Genomic DNA, 14,459 nt, shown 5'->3' with positions numbered 1-14,459 from the left:
TATTAGGTAGAACCCTCTATTTTTTCTCCATAGACTGAGGATGAAAGTTCAGTAATGCCACAACGAATGTACAGGTTGTTGTCATTACCTATATCCCACTCACCAGTAAGGAAACAATCATGGCCAAGAAATTGAAAGCGCTGGCAAGCTCGGTGACCGACAACCAGCTCACCTCGACCATCAAGGAATCCACCCAGCAGATCTGGCTGGCGGGCTTGGGCGCCTACGCCAAGGCGCAAGAGGAAGGGGGCAAGATCTTCGAAGCCCTAGTACAGGAAGGCGAGGCATTGCAGACCCGTACCCGTCAGAGCGCGGATGAGAAAATCGCTGCCATGACCGACAAGACTACGGGTACCTGGGGCCGTCTGGAGCAGGTGTTCGAGGATCGTGTGGCCCGTGCCGTCGCCAGCCTCGGCATCCCGACCCGCAAGGACATCGACAAGCTCTCCAAGCGCATGGCCGAGCTGACCGAGGTGGTGCAACAGCTCATCGATGCACAGGATGAAGAGGATGCGCCGGCCGCGGAGCACAAACCTGCTGCCGCTGCCGCCACCAAGAAACCCGTTGTCAAGAAGGCACCAGTGAAGAAAGCCGCCGCCCCCATCGCCAAGGTGAAGGAAGAGGTCAAGGCACTGGCGACTGAGGTCGAGAGCGTAGTGAAAGAGGTCAAGGAGAAAGGCGAGACCGCACTTTCCTGATCTGATCGGCAACGCCTGATTGGCCTTGCGTCATAACCCACCGGCCCATGCCCTCTTGCTGGGCCGGTTTTGCTTGAGAAGGGAGGCCACGTCATGAGCACGATTGCGATTGCCCTCGCCGGAGGGGGTCCTCTGGGAGGGATTTACGAGATCGGAGCCTGCGCCGCCCTGGCCGACAGCATCAAGGGGCTGCGTTTCGAGCAGGCCGACATCTATGTGGGGGTCAGCTCGGGGGCCGTGATCGCCTCGGCGTTGGCCAATGGCATCTCCCCTGACAAGCTGGTGCGGATCCTGCTCAGCGACGACAGCGGCGAATTTTTTGATCCCTCCACCCTGCTGCGTCCCGCCTTCGGTGAATACGCGAAGCGGATCTCCTCCTTGCCGCCACTGGCCTGGGAATGCTTGGCCGATTACCTATCAGCACCCTGGCAAAAGAGCCTGCTCGGCTCCTTGCAAGGTTTGTCCAAGGCGATCCCGACCGGCTTGTTCGACAGTCGTGGAGTGGACCGGATCCTGACCCAGTTCTTCTCTCGCCGGGGCCGCAGCAACGATTTTCGTGAACTCAAGAGCCGTCTGTTCGTCATTGCCACCGAGCTCGATACCGGCCACGCGGTCGCCTTTGGCAGCCCAGGGCTGGACGACGTGCCCATCTCGGCGGCGGTACAAGCCTCTGCCGCCCTGCCTGGTCTGTTTCCCCCGTCACTGATCAACGGCCGCTACTACGTGGACGGGGCCCTCATCAAGACGCTGCACGCCTCGGTGGCGCTGCAGGAAGGAGCCGATCTGGTGTTCTGCATCAATCCGTTGGTGCCGTTCGATGCGGGCAGGGCGAGTGAGCACCCCGCCAGTCTGGTGGAGAGCGGCCTGCCGGTAGTGTTGGCCCAGACCTTTCGCGCCATCATCCACTCGCGCATGCACGTGGGGATGGATCGCTACAAGCACCAGTATCCACAGGCCGATGCCCTGCTGTTCGAGCCCTCCCCGGCTGATGGCGAGATGTTCTTTACCAATGTGTTCAGTTACCGGGATCGGCGCCATCTGTGCGAGCACGCCTTCCAGCATACCCGCCGGGATCTGTGGCAGCGACGGGCCGAGCTCGGCCCCATTCTCGCCAAGCATGGCCTCGAGCTGGATCTCGGCGCGCTGGCGGATGATCAGCGCTCCCTGCTGACCCCAGGTACCGGCTCTGTGGCGGCGCTGGATGCTTCCCTGACCCGGTTGCAATACTGGCTGACCCGCCGTTATGGTGGCAAGGGTCGTCGCCATTCGAAGGAGTAGCATGGACAGCAAACCAAAGCGGCGGACGCGGGAGCGGATCCTGGCCACCGCCCTCGCCCAGTTCAACCTGCTGGGGGAGCCGACCGTCACCACCTCCGCCATCGCGGCCGAGCTGGAGATGAGTCCGGGCAATCTCTATTACCACTTTCATCACAAGGAGGAGATAGTCAACGCCCTGTTCGGCGAGTTCGAACAGGAGATGGCCCATCTGCTCGACACAGTCACCCCCCCGCTGGACGAGACGGAAGACATCTGGTTCTTCTTGCACCTGATGTTCGAGCTCATCTGGAAGTACCGTTTTTTCTATTACGACATCAGCACCCTGATGAGCGGCAACCACAAGGTGGAGCTGCGCTTCTCGGCCCTGCTGCGGCGCAAGGAACAGACCGCCGCCGCCATCTGCCACAGCCTGTCCGGCAGTGGCTTGCTGCTGGGCAGCGACGCCCAGATCGGGGCCTTAGCGGCGAATATCGCGCTGGTGGGCACCTTCTGGATCTCGTATCAGCGGGCGCTGCACCCGCGGGCCGATGCCGACATTGCCCTCGGGGTGTTTCAGGTGATGCAGCTGGTGGCCCCTCGCCTGCGGCCCAATGCCCGCGCCCATCTGGATGCCATCGCCATGCATTACCGCCCGTCCCTTGTGACGAGCGAACAGGATTCCGATTTTTAACAGGGAGAACAACATGACCACTTCACAACCCAAATTGTCCGATTTCACCCCGTTCCCCTGGCCGGAAGCGGCCTATGACTACGCGGGGGCGGGCCTCAAGCAACATTGGGCTCGCCTGCATCAGGGGGATGCCGAACCCTGGCCCGCCGACAACCAGGTTCAGGCAGCCTGGCGTGCCTACCATGCCGGCGACTTCGGTCAGGCGGTGACGCTGGGACTGGAGGCCGGTGACGCCGGCTTCAACGTGGTGAACAAGGCGCTGGTGATCCATGCCAGCTACCTGCTGGAGGACAAGTATGCCAAGCGTGAGGCGTTTGAGCTGGCGGCCAGCAACGCCGAAAAACTGCAAAAGCGTCAGCCCGACAATGCCAACGCCTGGTATTTCCACGCTTTGGCGCTGGGCCGTTACAGTCAGGTGATTTCGGTCTCCAAGGCGCTCTCGCTCGGCATAGGCGACAAGATCAAGACCAGTCTGGACAAGGCGCTGGCGCTGGCCCCCGACCATGCGGAAGCGCACATTGCCTTCGGCGCCTGGCATGCGGAGATCATCGACAAGCTGGGGGCCATGATAGGCGGCATCACCTATGGCGCCAAGAAAGAGGAGGCCGATCGCCATTTCAAGGCGGCGCTGGCCATCATCCCTCACTCCGCCATCGCTCGCATGGAGTACGCCAATGCCATGGTGATGATGCATGGCAAGAGCAAGATGGCTGCGGCGGAGGCGCTCTACGGCGAGGCCGCCGAGTGCGAACCGGTGGATGCCATGGAGCGGCTCGATGTGGAAGCCGCACGTGAGGAGCTGGAGGACGAATAGTCCGGAGGTATTGCGCAATGAAAGAGGCCAACCCCTGGGTTGGCCTCTTTGTTTCATGTCAGGTGACGTACCCACGCGGCTCAGCCGTGCAGCAGCTGATCCAGCATCTCGGGATCATAGAGCAGATCCGGCTCCATCAGCACCAGCAACAGCAGCTGTTCGAACTCCACGGAGAAGCGCAGGGCAATGAGATCGGGATCCGGCACCCGCTTCTTGTCGGTGATGAGGCCGAGCTGCACCTTGTTGTCATAGGAGAGAATGGAGACGCCGACCCCGATATCACCTGCCTGAGGCACCCAGAACAGCGGCTGGCGCAGGCGGGCACCGGCCAGATAGAGGGTCTGCTGGGGGCCGGGCACATTGGTGATGACGGCGCTGGCCTTGGCCGACAGAATGTCGATGGCCTGTTGCTGCACCGCTCTGGGGGCCATGCCCATCACCTCCAGCAGATTGAGCACCACGGCCGGTTGCAGGGAGGATTTGAGCGCCTGCATCCGATCCCGCACCGCATGGAGCCGCTGCAGCGGGTGTGCTATGTCGATGGGCAGGTCCAGGGCCACCAGCCCGAAGCGGTTGCCTAGCGCCCCCTTGTCGTCGGGGGCGCGCATGTTGACCGGCACCAACGCGCGGATCTCGACGCCATCGACCTCGTCCCCCTGCGCCAGCAGATAGTGGCGAAATGCGCCGGCGGTGGCGGCGATCAGCAGATCGTTGACGGAACAGCCGAGCACCCGCCCCACCGCCTTCACGTCCGGTAGCGGGATCTGTTCAGACCAGGCCACCCGCTTGGTGCTGCCTGTCTCCCCCTTCAGCCGGGTTTTGGCATCGTCGGAGAGGGTGGCTATGGTGTAGAGCTCGGCGCTCACATCCCGGCCTGTCTTGAGGTAATCCATCGCCTTGGTGGGATGGGTCAACACCTCGACATACTTGGACCAGAGGGTGCCGGTCAGCTTGAGCCCTGCCCGCAGCAGACGGCTGCCTTGATGGGCGTCCTGTTCGTCGTCATCATGGTCGCTGGCAATCGGCTCGGGTTGCGGACGTGGCGCTGGGGCCGGGCTGTCATCCATCATGGTGAGCATGGCCCGCACCAGGGAGAAGCCATCTCCCATAGCGTGATGAAAACGCACCACCAGCGCCTGCCCGCCGAGGGAGGTATCCACCAGGTGCATCTCCCACAAGGGTCGCTGATGGTTGAGCGGGGTGGAGGCAAAGTCGGCCACCAGCCGCTCCAGCTCCTCCTTGCCTGCTTTGCCCGGCAGGATCACCCGCTTGAGGTGCAGGTCTAGATCAAAATCGGGATCGTCGCGCCAGTAGTACTCGCCTCCCTCCAGGCTGGCCTTTTGGTGAAACCTGGGCTGTACCCGTATGGTGTACTCGAGACTGGCACGCAGCTGGGGCTCGTCCAGCTGACCGTCAAACATCAGCACGCCGACGATCTGCATCAGATTGTTGGGCCTGTCCATCCGCAGCCAGGCGGTATCGACACAGGAGATAAGTTCACAGGGTGACATGGTATTTTCCCTACCGTTTCGCTTATTTGTCCGCGCCCTTCTCATGAAAACCAAATACTTGATGGCGAACAAACAGGAGTCGTATATGTTGGTGCCAATACGCTTCGATTAATTCTTTCTGTCAGAACAGAACGACACGTAGCGCCGTGAACATTTCATCGCAAAACACATAATCAGCCCACTCATACCCTCCCGGTTAATTGTTATCCGGAGGGTATGAGTTGTTCGGTTAATATACAGATGAGCTGATTTTCAGCTATTGTCGGCGACGGTATCAGGTGAATGTTGAATTCCCGCCCCGGGTTATCCCTGACTGGGACAAGGCAGGCGATGATCGACATACTCGAGGATCTCCTGCTCCAGCACGCTGCGTACCGGCAGCAGCATCAGGCCGAGGCGAACCTCCAGCTGCAGGCTGTTGTCGGTCAGGCAGAGAAAGCCATTGACCCCGGCGCCGCGAAACATCAGCCGGGTCTCTTCCTCATCTTCCCACTCACAGTCGAGTTGGTACTCTTCGCTCATGTCCTGCGCGATGGCTTCGGCGGCGAGTCGTGCCCCCGCCAATCCCAAGGGATGCTGGCGGTTGACCTTGATGGTCGACAGGCTGCTGCCGACAAGGGGATCGTATAGAAACATGCTAACTCTCTGAGCGGTGACAACATTTATTGATATTAAACATATGAATCAAACAAGTGAAAGCCATTTGCAACATAATTGGGACTCACTTAACAAAGCAGGTTGAGTAAATGCTCCATGTATTTCTCCTCATTCCCGCTCGCGTTACACTAACAGGCAAAGGCGTCCCTGAGTGACAGTCCCGCTTTCCCCTCAGGGTTCATGCCCTCGTTTCAGCTAGCCGACAGGCCATTCGGTGCAGGTCACCAGAGAGCAGCATATGACCCAAGAGACACACATAGCCGATGACCCAGAAGCCGACGACGAGAGTACTCTGGGGCGGCTCTATCGCCAGCTCAACCGGGTCGCCTCTTTGCGCGAACAGATGCGCACCCACCCGGAAGATCAACAAGACAGGGACAGCTTGCGCCAGTGGCAGGCGGATCGGTTGGGCCGTACCCACGGCGATCTGCTGCAGAGCAAGCGCTATGGCCCGGCCGCCGCGTTTTTTCTGACGGATCTCTATGGTCCGGGGGATTGTGCCCGGCGCGATGCGGACGTGATGCGCGTCATGCCCACCGCCGAGCGATTGCTGCCGGAGTCCGGCCTCAAGGTGCTGGCGCAGGCGATCGAACTCGATGCACTTTCCGAGGAGCTCGACTACCTGATGGTGGTGGCGCTGCGCCGCAGGGGTGCCATCCATCGACTGACGGCAGCGGCGTATGCCCTCGCCTATCGTGAGGTAGGAGAGCCCGAGCGGCGCGCCCATCAGATAGCCCTGGTCACCGAGCTGGGGCTCACCCTGGACAGACTGGCCCGCAAGCCTTTCCTCGGTACCACCCTAAAACTGGTCTCGGGCCCGGCCCATCTGGCGGGGCTCGGCGAGCTCTTCTCGTTTGTCGAACGCGGTTATCGGGTCTGCCATCAGATGGGGCGGGCCAACGAGTTTCTGGAAACCATCGCCAGCCGGGAAAGCGCCATCATGGAAGCGCTGTTTGACGGGGATGCCAGCGTGCTGACCTGACTGGTGGAACTGGAATGCTGCAATAAAAAAGCGGGCCGAATGGCCCGCTTCTCATTTATCGCTGTTTGTCGATAGGAGAGCGGTCAAATCACCAGCAAGTCCATGAAGGCGTGGACCGGCGTAGTGGCCAGCCGCTTGCCATCCTGGCAGAGGGCGAGGATATCGCGGACCCGTTTGGCCGGGAAACGTGTGGCCAGGTTGTGCTGGAATTTTTCCACCAGCAGCGGTATCCCCTCCTCCCGACGACGACGGTGACCGACCGGGTATTCCACCTCTACCTTGGCGCTGTGGCTGCCATCCTTGAAGAAGACCTGGATGGCATTGGCGATGGCGCGCTTGTCCGCCTCCAGGTATTCGCGGCTGTAGCGCTTCTCTTCCTGCACCACCATCTTGGCGCGCAGCGCATCGATGCGGGGATCGGCCGCTATGCCATCCTCGTAATCCTCGGCAATGAGGCGCCCGAAGATGAGCGGCACGGCCACCATGTACTGCAGGCAGTGATCCCGGTCCGCCGGGTTGTTGAGGGCGCCGACCTTGCTGATGATGCGAATGGCCGACTCATGGGTAGTGAGCTCGATGCGGTCGATCTCGTCGAGCCGCCCTTTCACCTCCCCATGCAGCTTCATGGCGCACTCGACGGCGGTCTGGGCGTGGAACTCGGCGGGGTAAGAGATCTTGAACAGTACGTTCTCCATCACATAGCTGCCGTAGGCCTGATGCAGGGCGAACTGGTTGCCCTTGAACAGCACGTCGTAGAAGCCCCACTTGGGTGCGCTCAATACGCCGGGATAGCCCATCTCGCCGCTCATGGTAATCATTGCCAGACGCACGGCGCGGGAAGTGGCATCCCCGGCGGCCCAGCTCTTGCGCGACCCGGCGTTCGGCGCATGGCGATAGGTACGCAGGCTCTGGCCATCGACCCAGGCCTGGGAGACCGCATCGATCACCTGATCGCGATTGCCCCCCAGCATATGGGTCACCACTGCGGTGCTGGCGACCTTCACCAGCACCACGTGATCGAGACCGACCCGGTTGAAGGAGTTCTCCAGCGCCAGCACTCCCTGAATTTCATGAGCCTTGACCATGGCCGTCAGCACATCGGCCATGGTGAGCGGCGCCTTGCCCTCGGCGACGCGAGTGCGCGACAGCCAGTCGGCTGTGGCCAGAATGCCCCCCAGGTTGTCGGAAGGATGGCCCCATTCGGCGGCAAGCCAGGTGTCGTTGTAATCGAGCCAGCGGATGATGGCGCCTATGTCCCAGGCCGCCTTGACCGGATCGAGGCAGAGCTGGGTGCCGGGCACCCGGGCACCATGGGGTACAGTGGTGCCCGCGACTATGGGGCCCAGGTGCTTGGTGCACTCGGGAAAGCGCAGGGCCAAGAGGCCACAGCCCAGGGTATCCATCAGGCAGTAGCGGGCGGTATCGAGGGCGGCCTGGCTGGTGATGGGGTGGCTGCAGACATAATCGGCAATATCGACCAGCACCTGATCGGGTTCGGGTCTGTGGTTGACGTCGACGTTGGCGGACATCGTGATTTCCTTATCGTTGTTGTGAATAGAAGGAGGTGACGAGCGACTGGGCCGCCATCGCCGACACATGGCCACACAGGTCTGCTTGCGCAGGCGCCGCGCCATGGTGGATGTCGACGATGGCAGGGCGCTGCATCTTATCGTTGTTGCAAAGAGACGAAATGACGGGGGGCCGGGCCGACGTAATCGGCGCTCGGGCGAATGATCCTGTTGTGCTCGCGCTGCTCCATCACGTGGGCGCACCAGCCGGTGACCCGCGAGCAGACGAAAATGGGGGTGAACAGCTTGGTCGGGATCCCCATGTAGTGATAGGCGCTGGCATGGAAGAAGTCGGCGTTGGGGAAGAGCGCTTTCTCCTCCCACATCACCTTCTCCGCCTCGCAGGAAACGCGATAAAGACGTGAATCTCCCACCGCCTCGGCCAGCTTGGCCGACCAAGCCTTGATGATGACGTTGCGCGGATCCGAGGTGCGATAGACGGCGTGGCCAAAGCCCATGATCTTCTCCTTGGCTGCGAGTTTTGCCAGCAGTTCGCTCCTGGCCTGAACCTCATCCTGCCAAGGTTCGATCATCGCCATGGCGGCCTCGTTGGCGCCGCCGTGCAAAGGCCCGCGCAGGGTACCGATGGCGGCGGTCACGCAAGAGAAGAGATCAGACAGGGTCGAGGCACAGACCCTGGCCGCGAAGGTGGAGGCGTTGAACTCATGCTCGGCATAGAGAATGAGGGAGACATGCATGACCCGGCGTTCCAGCTCGCTCGGGGCCTTCTGGTGCAAGAGCGCCAAGAAGTGACCACCGATGCACTCTTCGTCGGTATCGAGTGCGATGCGTACCCCTTCATGACTGAACTTGTACCAATAAATCAGTATGCCGGGGAAGGCGGCCAGCAGGCGATCGGCCACTTCATGTTCGTGCTCGAAGCCCTCTTCCGGCTCCAGATCGCCGAGCATGGAGCAGCCGGTGCGCAGCACATCCATGGGATGGGCATTGGCGGGGATGAGTTCAAGCACCTCCAGCAGGGCCTTGGGCAAGCTGCGCAGGCGACGCAGCTCGCGCTTGTAGTCCAGCAGTTGCTGTTCACTGGGCAATTCGCCCTTGAGCAGCAGATAGGCGACCTCCTCGAACTGGGCGCCGTCTGCCAGCTCCTGGATGTCATAGCCGCGATAGGTGAGCCCGGTGCCGCTCTTGCCCACGGTACAGATGCTGGTCTCCCCTGCGCTCTGACCCCGCAGGCCGGCGCCGCCCAATGGCTTCTGTTGTCCCATAACCTTGTCTCCTAATCCCTGGATGTGAACAGACGATCCAGTGTCTGCTCGTAATGGTGATAGCCGAGGAAGTCATACAAGGCTTCCCGGGTCTGCATGGTGTCCACGACGGCTCTCTGGTGGCCATCCTGGCGAATGTGCTGGTAGACGTTGAGCGCGGCCTGATTGGCCGCCCGGCTGGCGCTTAACGGGTAGAGCACCATGTCGACGCCGTGCTCGGCGAGATCGGCCTTGTCAAACAGCGCTGTCTGGCCGAACTCGGTCATGTTGGCGAGGATGGGCACCCCGGCAGCTTGCTTGAAGCGATCATATTGACCGAGCTCGGTCACCGCCTCGGCGAAGATCATGTCGGCCCCTGCTGCCACGTAGGCTGCGGCACGCTCCAGCGCCGGGCCTATCCCCTCTACCGCCAGCGCATCGGTGCGCGCCATGATGACGAACTCCCCATTCTCGCGGGCATCCACCGCCGCCTTGATGCGATCGCACATCTCCTCCTGCGAGACCACCGCCTTGTTGGGCCTGTGGCCACAGCGTTTCTGGGCCACCTGATCTTCCATGTGCACGGCGGCGACACCGGCGCGTTCGAAGGCGCGAATGGTGCGGGCGATATTGAAGGCGCCGCCCCAGCCGGTGTCGATGTCGACCAGCAGCGGCACCTTGGTCGCCGCGGTGATCCTTTCTGCATCGATCAGCACATCGTTGAGGGAGGTCATGCCGAGATCCGGCAGGCCATGGGAGGCATTGGCCACCCCGGCGCCGGAGAGGTAGAGGGCCGCAAAGCCGCTACGCTCGGCCATCAGGGCCATGTAGGCATTGATGGTGCCGACGATCTGCAGTGGCCGTTCGTTGGCAAGGGCGGTGCGAAACCGCAGACCTGCCGAGGGGGTAAGGCTGGACATCATGACTCCTTTCATTTGTCTGGTTCGACTATCTAATATCACGTTTACGTTAACGTCAATCATACTTTCGTGGCAGAACGGCGCCAGGCAAGACAGGACGCGGGTTTTAGGGTAAATTTCACCAATTCCTTCAACAGGTTGAATCGTAATGTCGGATCCCAATCCCGTGATCGTCTGCCCGGCTTGCGACTTGCTGATCGAACGCAAGTTATTGCCTCTGCGCCGCCACGCTCACTGTCCCCGCTGTCACCAGCATCTGTATGGACGCTACGCCTTTCGTCCCTCCCAGTTGATGGCACTGACCATCACGGGGTTCCTGTTGCTGCCCTCCGTCTTCTTCGAACCACTCATCTACCTGCGTCTGGCCGGGGTGAACTCGGATGCGAACCTGCTCAAGGGCATACTGGTGCTGATGGTCGAGCACGAATACTGGGTGGCGGGACTGGTGTTCTGGTGCGCCGTGCTGGCGCCTGTGGGCTTGCTGCTGGGGATCTTTGCGCTGGCTTCCGGCCTTGCCAAGCGCTGGCACATACTGGCGGCGACCTTGAGAGCCGTGGAGGTATTTCGTCACTGGGCCATGCTGGAGGTCTATATCGTCAGCCTGCTGGTCGCCCTGTTCAAACTGATCGACATCGCCGATGTGCGCCTTGGCGGCGGCTTGCTGAGCCTGGGGATCCTGATGCTGCTCAACATGACGCTGCTGATCCTGTTCGATCCCGCTCCCTACTGGGAGCGCGTACCGCTGGAGGAGCCTGATCATGTCCCAGACCAGCGCCCGTGAGCTGGGGCTGTGCCACTGCCACACCTGCGGCTTGCTGGTGCGCTATCGGGCGGGCAGCGTCTGCCCCCGTTGCCACAGCCGGTTGCAGGTGCGCATCCCCCATTCGCTGGCCTGGTCCTGGGGGTTGCTGGCACTGGCTACCTTCATGTTGCTGCCTGCCAATCTGCTGCCCATCACCCACTTCTACAACAAGGGATTATTGCAGTCCGACACCATCTTCAGCGGTATCATGATGCTCTATCGCAGCAAGATGTCGGGGATCGCCACCATAGTGCTGACCGCCAGCATCATAGTGCCGGTGGGCAAGATTTTGGGGCTGGGCTGGATCTGCTGGCAGTTGCAGCGGACCAAGCCGGTGCGCCGCAAGCGCCAGCTCATCATGTATCGCATCATCGACTTCATCGGCCGCTGGTCCATGCTGGACTTGTTCGTCATCTCGCTGATGGTGGCCCTGGTGGATCGCGGCGTGCTGCTCAGTGTGCGAGCGGGGCCCGGCGCCACGGCGTTTGCCGGTGTGGTGGTACTGACCATGATGTCGGCCCGCATGCTGGATACCCGCTTGCTCTGGGACAAAGCGGCCCGTTGATGGCCTGTTGAACACGCATCCCGTCTGTCTGTGGATGCCCGAATGGTGAATAACCGCCTGCACTGCCGCAAGGCAAAGTGCAGGTGATGATATATCTGAACTGCTGTTTATCTCAGCCAATTAAGGAGTCGGTATGATCGGGGCTGAACCCGTCATTGAGAAGCGTCGCTGGTTGTCGCCAGTCTGGTTGTTGCCCGTTATCGCCCTCTTGCTGGCGGGTGGTTTCATCTACCAGCAGTTTGCGAGCAGTGGCCAACTTATTCGCATCAACTTTGCCCAGGGCAACGGCATCTTGCCGGGCAAGACCCAGCTGCGCTATCAGGGCGTGGCCATCGGCGTGGTGCAGGAGCTGGAGCTGGCTGCGGACGGTCGCAAGATAGCCGTGCTGGCCAAGATAGACAGTCGCGCCCGGCCGCTGATCCGCAAGGGGTCCGACTTCTGGCTGGTGAGCCCCAAGGCATCGCTCACCGAGATCTCCGGCCTGGATACCCTGGTCTCTGGTAACTACATCAACCTGCAGCCCGGTCGGGACAACAACCCGCTGGAAGAGGAGTTCGATGCGCTGGACGGCCCTCCCCCCGGCTATCAGGCACAGGGGCGCATGCTACACCTGACCGCCGATTCGCTGGGGTCTATCGGAATCGGCGCCAAGCTCTATTTCCGCGGCATCGAGGTGGGCAGTGTCATCAACACCCGTCTCGGTCAGGACAACCAGAACGTGATCCTGGATCTGGTGATCGAGCCGCGTTTCGAACACCTCATCAAGGCCGACACTCGCTTCTGGAACATCAGTGGCATCAAGGGCTCCTTCAGTCTGGCCGGGGTCAATGTGGAAGCCGGCAGCCTCACCTCCATACTGAGCGGCGGCATAGCGTTTGACTCCCCCAAGGCCTCCCCCGAGCCGGAGAAAGGCCAGACCTTTGTCCTCTACAGGGGACTGGCCGAGGCGGCCCGCGGCGAGCGGATCGACATCCTGGCGGGCGATCTGCCCATCAAGGAGGGGATGCCCATCCTCTATGAAGGGATCGAAATCGGCCGCATTGACCCTATCCGCCTGACCGACAAGGGGCGGGTGGTGACGGCGCTGATCAACCCTGAACAGGCATTTCGGATCACCGGCAACAGCCACCTCGTCTGGGAGACAGTCTCCCTCAGTGCGGCCGGCCTCAAGCATGCTGATCGCCTGCTGGCCGGCCCGGCCATTCGCCTCGACTACGTGGAAGGTGACAGGGTCAGGGCCATGACCTTGAGCAGCAAGGATCAACTCAGTGGCACCCGGGTCACTCTGCAGGCCGACGATCTGACGGGGCTAAATGAAGGGGCGCCGCTCTGGTACAAGGGGCTGCAAGTCGGCCAGATCAACCAGCTGACCCTGGATGCCAAGGGCAATGCCAGCGTCGCCCTGGTGGTCAACAGCCAGTATCAGCATCTGCTTGCTCGGGCTCGCTTCTATCGGGCGGCGCCGCTGCAGATCGATGCCGATCTCAGCGGTATCAAGGTGGAGACCAGTCCGGCCAGCGCCTGGATCGGAGGGGGCATCAAGCTGGTGCAGGCGGCGAGCGGTGAGCGGATCAACCGTCTCTACCCGAGTCAGGAGCTGGCCCTGCTCGGCACCCGGGACGCCAAGCCCCAGCGCTGGTTATTGAAGGCTGAACAGGCAGATGGCATCGGCATCGGCTCCCCCGTGCTCTATCTGGGGCTCGAGGCTGGCAAGGTCAAGCAGTTGCGCGCTGGCAAGGAAGGGGTCGAGATCGAGCTCGAAATCGACGGCGTCTATGCCCCCCTGCTCTCACAGCTGCCGCAATTTTGGAAAAAACCGGCGCTGGATACCCGGGTGCGGGTCGATGGTGTACAGGTGAAGGTGGGCAATCTGGCCACCCTGCTGCGCGGCGCCATCGAGTTCGATCGGCTCGGCACCGGCCGCAGCAGTCACCAACTGTTTGACAGCAAGGAGCAAGCCAAGGCGAAAGTGCGCAGCCTCTCCCTGGTAGCCGAGAGCAACCCGGGTCTGGGTCTCGGCAGCCCGATCCGCTATCGCGGAGTCGACATCGGCAAGATTGAGCAGATCGAGCTGGAACCATCGCTGGGTCAGGTGATCTTCAAGGCCGAGCTGGATGGGCAGTATGCCGAGCGTTTCCTGCAATCCGGCGCCCGCTTCACCCTGGTGCAAGCCAAGCTGGGGCTGGGCGGCGTCGCCCACCTCGACACCCTGATCAAGGGGGCCTTCGTGGAAGCTCAGCCAGGTCAGGGAGCCGGCACGGATCGCTTCCCCTTGAGTCAGAGTGGCCCGGTTGGCCTGGCCTTGACCCTCAAGAGCCCCTCAGTCAATGGCCTTAGTGTCGGCAGCCCCTTGCTGTTTCGTAAACTCATGGTGGGCAGCGTCACCGGTGTCGCGCTGGCGCGCGATGGCAGCGAGGTGCTGATCGAGGTGAATGTCGACAAGGAATATGCCCATCTGGTGCGGGCCAATACCCGCTTCTGGAACGTCTCCGGCGTCAAGGCCGACATAGGCCTGACCGGGGGCACCATAGAGGTGGAAACCATGCAGAGCCTGCTGGCGGGTGGCATCGCCTTCAATACCCCGGAGCGGGAGATGGGGTCGACCGTCAAGGCCGGTCACAGCTACCCGCTGTATGGCAAGGCGGAGAAGGAGTGGCAGGAGTGGAGTCCCCGCATCCAGCCCTGACCTTCTCACTTGTTTCAAGCCCGGCCAGTGCCGGGCTTGTTCATTTCCCCCTTGCTCTCTTGCCCGTTAAGAATATTCCTACCCCTGTGATAAGATGTCGCCC

The 14,459-nt window shown here is 61.6% G+C and carries 13 protein-coding genes; 8 read left to right on the top strand and 5 right to left on the bottom strand.

Annotated elements, in window-relative coordinates; all coding sequences use genetic code 11:
• The first annotated feature begins 119 nt into the window (after nt 1–119).
• From BN1128_RS03765 to BN1128_RS03750, 4 genes are all read left to right on the top strand, one after another.
• Entirely contained in the window at nt 120–698 is a 579-nt protein-coding gene (locus BN1128_RS03765) for a phasin family protein (RefSeq protein WP_042866409.1), read from the top strand.
• A gap of 93 nt (nt 699–791) precedes the next feature.
• Nucleotides 792–1,976 carry a patatin-like phospholipase family protein gene (locus BN1128_RS03760; protein WP_042866408.1) on the top strand — a complete coding sequence of 395 codons (1,185 nt, stop codon included), beginning with the start codon at nt 792–794 and terminating at the stop codon, nt 1,974–1,976.
• Between the two features lies 1 nt (nt 1,977).
• Complete coding sequence (locus BN1128_RS03755; RefSeq protein WP_042866407.1) at nt 1,978–2,646, top strand: TetR/AcrR family transcriptional regulator; 669 nt, start codon at nt 1,978–1,980, stop codon at nt 2,644–2,646.
• Nucleotides 2,647–2,659: 13 nt separating this feature from the next.
• A complete protein-coding gene (locus BN1128_RS03750) occupies nt 2,660–3,460 on the top strand; it encodes a tetratricopeptide repeat protein (protein WP_042866405.1) in 801 nt (266 codons plus the stop codon).
• Nucleotides 3,461–3,540: 80 nt separating this feature from the next.
• Here BN1128_RS03750 and BN1128_RS03745 read toward each other — a convergent pair whose 3' ends face one another.
• Nucleotides 3,541–4,971 carry a WS/DGAT/MGAT family O-acyltransferase gene (locus tag BN1128_RS03745; protein ID WP_042866404.1) on the bottom strand — a complete coding sequence of 477 codons (1,431 nt, stop codon included), beginning with the start codon at nt 4,969–4,971 and terminating at the stop codon, nt 3,541–3,543.
• A gap of 303 nt (nt 4,972–5,274) precedes the next feature.
• Nucleotides 5,275–5,607, bottom strand: coding sequence for a polyhydroxyalkanoic acid system family protein (locus BN1128_RS03740; protein WP_042866402.1), 333 nt, complete (start codon nt 5,605–5,607; stop codon nt 5,275–5,277).
• 259 nt (nt 5,608–5,866) lie between these two features.
• On the opposite strand from BN1128_RS03740, the gene BN1128_RS03735 reads away from it, so the two are divergent.
• The gene (locus tag BN1128_RS03735) at nt 5,867–6,610 is read left to right on the top strand and encodes a DUF8198 family protein (protein WP_042866401.1); all 744 of its coding nucleotides are present in this window, start codon (nt 5,867–5,869) and stop codon (nt 6,608–6,610) included.
• An 83-nt stretch (nt 6,611–6,693) separates the two neighbouring features.
• Here BN1128_RS03735 and BN1128_RS03730 read toward each other — a convergent pair whose 3' ends face one another.
• From BN1128_RS03730 to prpB, 3 genes are all read right to left on the bottom strand, one after another.
• A complete protein-coding gene (locus BN1128_RS03730; protein WP_042866400.1) occupies nt 6,694–8,139 on the bottom strand; it encodes a bifunctional 2-methylcitrate dehydratase/aconitate hydratase in 1,446 nt (481 codons plus the stop codon).
• A 137-nt stretch (nt 8,140–8,276) separates the two neighbouring features.
• Nucleotides 8,277–9,404, bottom strand: a complete 1,128-nt coding sequence (gene prpC, locus BN1128_RS03725; RefSeq protein ID WP_042866399.1) for a bifunctional 2-methylcitrate synthase/citrate synthase — start codon at nt 9,402–9,404, stop codon at nt 8,277–8,279.
• An 11-nt stretch (nt 9,405–9,415) separates the two neighbouring features.
• Nucleotides 9,416–10,303, bottom strand: a complete 888-nt coding sequence (gene prpB, locus BN1128_RS03720; protein WP_042866398.1) for a methylisocitrate lyase — start codon at nt 10,301–10,303, stop codon at nt 9,416–9,418.
• 148 nt (nt 10,304–10,451) lie between these two features.
• Between prpB and BN1128_RS03715 the strand changes: the two genes are divergently transcribed.
• The 3 genes from BN1128_RS03715 to BN1128_RS03705 all read left to right on the top strand — a co-directional run bounded on the left by BN1128_RS03715 (nt 10,452) and on the right by BN1128_RS03705 (nt 14,356).
• Nucleotides 10,452–11,084, top strand: coding sequence for a paraquat-inducible protein A (locus tag BN1128_RS03715; protein ID WP_042866397.1), 633 nt, complete (start codon nt 10,452–10,454; stop codon nt 11,082–11,084).
• Nucleotides 11,062–11,670: a paraquat-inducible protein A gene (locus tag BN1128_RS03710; protein ID WP_042866396.1), complete on the top strand. Its 609-nt coding sequence runs from the start codon at nt 11,062–11,064 to the stop codon at nt 11,668–11,670. The genes BN1128_RS03715 and BN1128_RS03710 overlap by 23 nt, the downstream gene beginning before the upstream one ends.
• Before the next feature lie 133 nt (nt 11,671–11,803).
• Entirely contained in the window at nt 11,804–14,356 is a 2,553-nt protein-coding gene (locus BN1128_RS03705; RefSeq protein ID WP_042866395.1) for an MlaD family protein, read from the top strand.
• The last annotated feature ends 103 nt before the right edge of the window (nt 14,357–14,459 follow it).

It is taken from the genome of Aeromonas piscicola (genome assembly GCF_000820005.1).
In the GTDB taxonomy this organism is placed as follows: domain Bacteria; phylum Pseudomonadota; class Gammaproteobacteria; order Enterobacterales; family Aeromonadaceae; genus Aeromonas; species Aeromonas piscicola.
This window is presented reverse-complemented; position numbering and strand designations above follow the sequence as displayed.

Coding starts and splice junctions, on each gene's coding strand:
- BN1128_RS03765 (WP_042866409.1), top strand. CDS start 120: ATGGCCAAGAAATTGAAAGCGCTGGCAAGCTCGGTGACCGACAACCAG.
- BN1128_RS03760 (WP_042866408.1), top strand. CDS start 792: ATGAGCACGATTGCGATTGCCCTCGCCGGAGGGGGTCCTCTGGGAGGG.
- BN1128_RS03755 (WP_042866407.1), top strand. CDS start 1,978: ATGGACAGCAAACCAAAGCGGCGGACGCGGGAGCGGATCCTGGCCACC.
- BN1128_RS03750 (WP_042866405.1), top strand. CDS start 2,660: ATGACCACTTCACAACCCAAATTGTCCGATTTCACCCCGTTCCCCTGG.
- BN1128_RS03745 (WP_042866404.1), bottom strand. CDS start 4,971: ATGTCACCCTGTGAACTTATCTCCTGTGTCGATACCGCCTGGCTGCGG.
- BN1128_RS03740 (WP_042866402.1), bottom strand. CDS start 5,607: ATGTTTCTATACGATCCCCTTGTCGGCAGCAGCCTGTCGACCATCAAG.
- BN1128_RS03735 (WP_042866401.1), top strand. CDS start 5,867: ATGACCCAAGAGACACACATAGCCGATGACCCAGAAGCCGACGACGAG.
- BN1128_RS03730 (WP_042866400.1), bottom strand. CDS start 8,139: ATGTCCGCCAACGTCGACGTCAACCACAGACCCGAACCCGATCAGGTG.
- prpC (WP_042866399.1), bottom strand. CDS start 9,404: ATGGGACAACAGAAGCCATTGGGCGGCGCCGGCCTGCGGGGTCAGAGC.
- prpB (WP_042866398.1), bottom strand. CDS start 10,303: ATGTCCAGCCTTACCCCCTCGGCAGGTCTGCGGTTTCGCACCGCCCTT.
- BN1128_RS03715 (WP_042866397.1), top strand. CDS start 10,452: ATGTCGGATCCCAATCCCGTGATCGTCTGCCCGGCTTGCGACTTGCTG.
- BN1128_RS03710 (WP_042866396.1), top strand. CDS start 11,062: ATGTCCCAGACCAGCGCCCGTGAGCTGGGGCTGTGCCACTGCCACACC.
- BN1128_RS03705 (WP_042866395.1), top strand. CDS start 11,804: ATGATCGGGGCTGAACCCGTCATTGAGAAGCGTCGCTGGTTGTCGCCA.